Here is a 5212-nt window from a genome sequence, read left to right as displayed (position 1 = left end):
GTCTGGGGGCGGAGCCCCCAGGAAGGGGTCCGGGCGCAGCCCGGGGAACGGGCGAAGGGCGGGTAGGGGACCCTCGCCCCCCGCACACGCCCCCCCCCGCACCCACCCCCGCCGGACGGAGTCCGGCGCGGCGGCGCGAAGCCGGGGAGCCCGGCCGCGGCCGGGCCGCGCGAGCGGCGCGGGGGGAAGAGGGGCCTCGAACATCGGGCCGGATGGCCGTAGCATCCCGCCATGCCCAATGGTCAGCACGGTCAGCCCTCGCCCAGCCAGCCGCCCGCCGGAGGCCAGTGGTACCCCCCGGAGTGGCCCGACCGCATCCGTGCGCTCGCCGACGGGGTCCTCACCCCGGTGGAGCCCAGACGCGCCGCCACCGTGATGCTGCTGCGCGACACCCCCGCCGGCCCCGCCGTGCACATGCTGCGCCGCCGCTCCTCCATGGCCTTCGCCGGCGGTGCGTACGCCTACCCCGGCGGCGGCGTCGACCCCCGTGACGAGGACCACCGCATCGGCTGGGCCGGACCCGGCCTGGACCTCTGGGCGGAGCGCCTCGGTACGGACGCCGCCACCGCGCAGGCGATCGTCTGCGGGGCCGTGCGCGAGACCTTCGAGGAGGCCGGGGTGCTGCTCGCGGGGGAGACCCCGGACACGGTCGTCGGCGACACCACCGGCGACGACTGGGAGGCCGACCGCGAGGCCCTCGTGGCGCGCGAGCTGTCCTTCGCCGAGTTCCTGGACCGGCGCAAGCTGCTGCTGCGCTCCGACCTGCTCGGGGCGTGGGCCCGCTGGATCACGCCGGAGTTCGAGCCGCGCCGCTACGACACGTGGTTCTTCGTCGCCGCCCTCCCGGAGGGCCAGCGCACCCGCAACGCCTCTACCGAGGCCGACCGGACCGTCTGGATCCGCCCCGCCGACGCCGCCGACGGGTACGACCGGGGCGAGCTGCTGATGATGCCGCCGACCATCTCCACCCTGCGTTCCCTGGAGCCGTACGGGAGCGCCGCCGACGCGCTCGCCGCGGCCGGCGGGCAGGATCTGACCCCCGTCCTGGCCCGGGCCGCGCTGGAGGACGGCGTGCTCGTGCTCAGCTGGCCCGGCCACGACGAGTTCACGAAGCGAGTGAGCCCGGGAGACCCCGCATGACCGATGCCGCAGCCCTCCCCGGCCAGCCCCGGGGGACCGTTTCCTCCGGGCCCGCCACGGCCCGCGCGGTCAACGTCCTGGCTCCGAACGCCTCGGCGATGACCCTGGACGGCACCAACACCTGGCTGGTGTCCGAGCCCGACTCCGAGCTGGCCGTCGTCATCGACCCCGGCCCGCTGGACGAGGGGCACCTGCGGGCGGTCATCGCCGCCGCCGAGCAGGCCGGCAAGCGGGTCGCGCTGACGCTCCTCACGCACGGCCACCCCGACCACGCAGAGGGCGCCGGCCGTTTCGCCGAGCTCACCGGTACGAAGGTCCGCGCCCTCGACCCCGCGCAGCGCCTCGGCGACGAGGGCCTGGCCGCCGGGAACGTCATCCGCACCGGCGGCCTGGAGCTGCGCGTGGTGGCCACCCCCGGGCACACCGCCGACTCGCTCTGCTTCCACCTGCCGGCCGACCGGGCCGTGCTGACCGGGGACACGATCCTCGGCCGCGGCACCACCGTCGTCGCGCATCCCGACGGCCGGCTCGGCGACTACCTGGACTCCCTGCGCCGGCTGCGCTCGCTGACCGTCGACGACGGGGTGCACACGGTGCTCCCGGGCCACGGGCCGGTACTGGACGACGCCCAGGGGGCCGTGGAGTTCTACCTCGCGCACCGCGCCCACCGGCTGGCCCAGGTCGAGACGGCCGTGGAGAACGGGCTGACCACGGCCGAGGCCGTCGTCGCCCGGGTCTACGCGGACGTGGACCGCTCCCTGTGGCCGGCCGCCACGTGGTCGGTCCAGGCGCAGCTGGAGTACCTTCGTGATCACGGATTGATCCCGGGGGGACCTGAATGAACACGCTTTTCCTGACGCTCGCGCTGCTCGCGGTCGCGGGGTGGATCACTTCCACCCTGAACCTCAAGGTGCGGGCCCTGGAGGACAAGGCCGCCCGGCTGGAGCGCCGGCTGGGCCTGGTCCTGGACCACTTCGGCATCGAGGAGCCCGAGCCGGCCGGGATGGACGAGGTGCGCGCGCTGGTGCGCGACGGCCGGACCATCTCGGCGATCAAGGTCTACCGGCAGATCACGGGTGCGGGCCTGGCGGAGGCCAAGCGGGCCGTGGAGGCCGTGGAGGCCCTGGAGGCCGTGGAAGCGCCTGCCGCTGCCAAGGCCTAGTCCCGCGGGGTCTTCGTCCCGTGCCGGGCCGTGTACTCGTCCGCGAGCCACGGCCCGAGGTCGTCGAGGTAGGCCCGCGCCACGGCCGGGTCGTCGACGGGGTCCAGCGCCACGACGGCGGCGCGCCGCAGCTGGGCGGCCCGCTCCGGGTAGTACTCGCCGAAGACCTCGGCGGACTCGGCGAGGTCGCTGGTCCAGCCGCCCCACCGGGGCATGACCAGGGTGAACGCGGTCCGCACCAGGTGCCGTGAGAAGAACCGGTTCATCCTGCGGAACTCGGAGGGCTCCGAGGCGGCCTCGAACCGGGCCCGCCAGCGCGGGAGCAGGGCGGCCAGGTCCCCGTTGGCCTCCCGGGCGAGCAGGCTGTCGGGCCGGTACCGGGGCAGGTGCTCGGCCAGGTCGTCGCCGAGCAGCGGGGTGCACAGGCAGGCGAGGAACCAGCCCAGGTCGTAACGTTCCTGCTCGCTCAGCAGCCGCTCCTTGCCGTACAGCAGGACGCCGACGCCGTCGATCTGCGGGAAGTCCTGGTCGAGTCCCCGTCCCAGCACCTCGGCCGTGTCGCGGTCCTCGTCGCCCGGCTCCCGGTGCAGGGCGATCAGCAGGTCGAGGTCGCTGCGCCCCGGCCGGGCCGTCCCGCGCGGCAGGGAGCCGTAGAGGTAGGCGCTGTGCAGGCGGCGCCCGTACGCCTCCGCGACGCGGGTCCGCACGGCCGCGACGAGGCCCGCGAACTCGGGCTGGACCCGGCCGAGGGACCCCTCCCGCTCCAAGTACCCGTACGCGTCCAGTCCTCTGTGCTCCATGGCCCTACTCTGCACGCCCGGGGCGCTGACCGGCGGGTATTTAAGGGCGGGGCGCCGAGCCGTGCCGTCGCCGAGCCGAGCCGTGCCGTCGCCCCGCCCGTGCCGTGCCCCGCTGTGCCGCCGGAACGCGCGGAGGGGCCCCGTCCGCACCCGGACGGGGCCCCTCCGCGAAGACTGCCCCAGGCGGTCAGCGGGAGCGCTTGGCGAGCCGCTCCACGTCCAGCAGGATCACGGCACGCGCCTCCAGGCGCAGCCAGCCGCGGCCGGCGAAGTCGGCCAGGGCCTTGTTCACGGTCTCGCGGGAGGCGCCGACGAGCTGCGCCAGCTCCTCCTGGGTGAGGTCGTGGACGACGTGGATGCCCTCCTCCGACTGGACGCCGAAGCGGCGCGACAGGTCCAGGAGCGCCCGGGCGACACGGCCGGGAACGTCGGAGAAGACCAGGTCGGACATCTGGTCGTTGGTCTTGCGCAGGCGCCGGGCGACGGCGCGCAGCAGCGCGGTCGCGACCTCGGGCCGGGCGTTCAGCCACGGCTGGAGGTCACCGTGGCCGAGGCCGAGGAGCTTGACCTCGGTGAGCGCGGTGGCGGTGGCGGTGCGGGGGCCCGGGTCGAACAGCGAGAGCTCGCCGATCAGCTCGCCGGGACCGAGGACGGCCAGCATGTTCTCGCGGCCGTCGGGGGAGGTGCGGTGGAGCTTCACCTTGCCCTCGGTCACGACGTACAGACGGTCGCCGGGGTCGCCCTCGTGGAACAGGGCGTCGCCGCGTGCGAGGGTCACCTCGGCCATGGAGGCGCGGAGCTCCGCGGCCTGCTCGTCATCGAGCGCCGCGAAGAGCGGGGCGCGCCGCAGAACGTCGTCCACGAGTCTCTCTCCTATGTCGACCAGCCAGTGGGGACCGCTCCCCATTTTGCCGGACGGCTCAAACAGTGCGATCAATCACAAGGATGCCGGACGGATGGGCGTGCTGTGCGGCGAGAGGCCGATCGGGGTGGTGTTACCTGAGGTCCGGGCGGGTGTCGGCGGCCGGCCTTAGGCTGGCCGGGTGTCCAATAAGCCGGTGAGAGCACAGGCCATGGGGTCCGCGGGAGTGACGGCGACCCAGAATTCAGCCGTGGGCGAACAAGCCCGTGTGGAGGCGTCCGAAAAGGTGCGACCTGTCCCGTTGGGCAAAGGTTCGGCCAAGAAACCGGTGGCGGCGAAGCCGGAATCCCGTCTCGCGATGGTCCGCCGGGCGCGCCGCATCAACCGCGAGCTCGCGGAGGTGTACCCGTACGCCCATCCGGAGCTGGACTTCCGCAATCCCTTCGAGCTGCTCGTCGCGACGGTGCTCTCCGCGCAGACCACCGACCTGCGCGTGAACCAGACGACCCCGGCCCTCTTCGCCGCCTACCCGACCCCCGAGGACATGGCCGAGGCCGTGCCCGAGGAGCTGGAGGAGATCATCCGGCCGACCGGGTTCTTCCGGGCGAAGGCGAAGTCCCTGATGGGCCTCTCGCAGGCGCTCCGCGACAACTTCGGTGGTGAGGTGCCGGGCCGGATCGAGGACCTCGTCACCCTGCCCGGAGTCGGCCGCAAGACGGCCAACGTGGTCCTCGGCAACGCCTTCGGGGTCCCCGGGATCACCGTCGACACCCACTTCGGGCGGCTGGTGCGCCGCTTCAAGTGGACCGAGCAGGAGGACCCGGAGAAGGTCGAGGCGGAGATCTGCGCGATCTTCCCCAAGAGCGAGTGGACGATGCTGTCCCACCGCGTCGTCTTCCACGGCCGCCGCATCTGCCACGCCCGCAAGCCCGCCTGCGGCGCCTGCCCCATCGCCCCGCTCTGCCCGGCCTACGGGGAGGGCGAGACGGACCCGGAGAAGGCGAAGAAGCTCCTGAAGTACGAGAAGGGCGGCCAGCCGGGCCAGCGCCTGAGCCCGCCCCCGGACTACCCGGGCCTCCCGGCGCCGCCGCTGGGAGCCCGTACGGGGCCCTGAGCGCGGGCGCACGGGCGGGGGCCGGGCGCGGCGGGGGCGCGCGACGCCCGGCCCCCGCGTCATCGACTTCGGCATCGCCCGCGCCGCCGACGCCACCTCCCTCACGAGCAGCGGGGTCAGCGTCGGCACGCCCG

General features: G+C 74.3%; 6 protein-coding genes. 4 read left to right on the top strand and 2 right to left on the bottom strand.

The window, feature by feature from the left end; genetic code table 11:
• The first annotated feature begins 231 nt into the window (after nucleotides 1-231).
• From AC07A6_RS35030 to AC07A6_RS35020, 3 genes are read left to right on the top strand one after another with little or no spacing between them, the layout of a single operon-like run.
• On the top strand, nucleotides 232-1140 hold the full coding sequence (locus AC07A6_RS35030) for an NUDIX hydrolase (protein WP_478779791.1): 909 nt from the start codon (nucleotides 232-234) through the stop codon (nucleotides 1138-1140).
• Nucleotides 1137-1982 (top strand): MBL fold metallo-hydrolase, encoded by an 846-nt coding sequence (locus AC07A6_RS35025; protein WP_362468764.1) that lies wholly within the window; start codon nucleotides 1137-1139, stop codon nucleotides 1980-1982. The genes AC07A6_RS35030 and AC07A6_RS35025 overlap by 4 nt, the downstream gene beginning before the upstream one ends.
• The gene (locus AC07A6_RS35020) at nucleotides 1979-2302 is read left to right on the top strand and encodes a hypothetical protein (RefSeq protein WP_478779790.1); all 324 of its coding nucleotides are present in this window, start codon (nucleotides 1979-1981) and stop codon (nucleotides 2300-2302) included. Before AC07A6_RS35025 ends, AC07A6_RS35020 begins: the two co-directional genes overlap by 4 nt.
• Here AC07A6_RS35020 and AC07A6_RS35015 read toward each other — a convergent pair.
• Both AC07A6_RS35015 and AC07A6_RS35010 read right to left on the bottom strand, forming a co-directional pair.
• Nucleotides 2299-3102, bottom strand: coding sequence for a nucleotidyltransferase domain-containing protein (locus tag AC07A6_RS35015; protein WP_362468768.1), 804 nt, complete (start codon nucleotides 3100-3102; stop codon nucleotides 2299-2301). The two genes, AC07A6_RS35020 and AC07A6_RS35015, sit on opposite strands and share 4 nt — an antisense overlap.
• 187 nt (nucleotides 3103-3289) lie before the next feature.
• Nucleotides 3290-3964, bottom strand: coding sequence for a Crp/Fnr family transcriptional regulator (locus AC07A6_RS35010; RefSeq protein WP_007264960.1), 675 nt, complete (start codon nucleotides 3962-3964; stop codon nucleotides 3290-3292).
• A gap of 358 nt (nucleotides 3965-4322) precedes the next feature.
• Here AC07A6_RS35010 and nth point away from each other — a divergent pair, with 358 nt between their 5' ends.
• The gene (nth, locus tag AC07A6_RS35005; protein ID WP_362468816.1) at nucleotides 4323-5078 is read left to right on the top strand and encodes an endonuclease III; all 756 of its coding nucleotides are present in this window, start codon (nucleotides 4323-4325) and stop codon (nucleotides 5076-5078) included.
• The last annotated feature ends 134 nt before the right edge of the window (nucleotides 5079-5212 follow it).

It is taken from the genome of Streptomyces sp. NPDC044002, assembly GCF_056434525.1.
The sequence above is the reverse complement of the archived record's forward strand: the minus strand, read 5'-3'. Positions and strand labels throughout refer to the sequence as shown.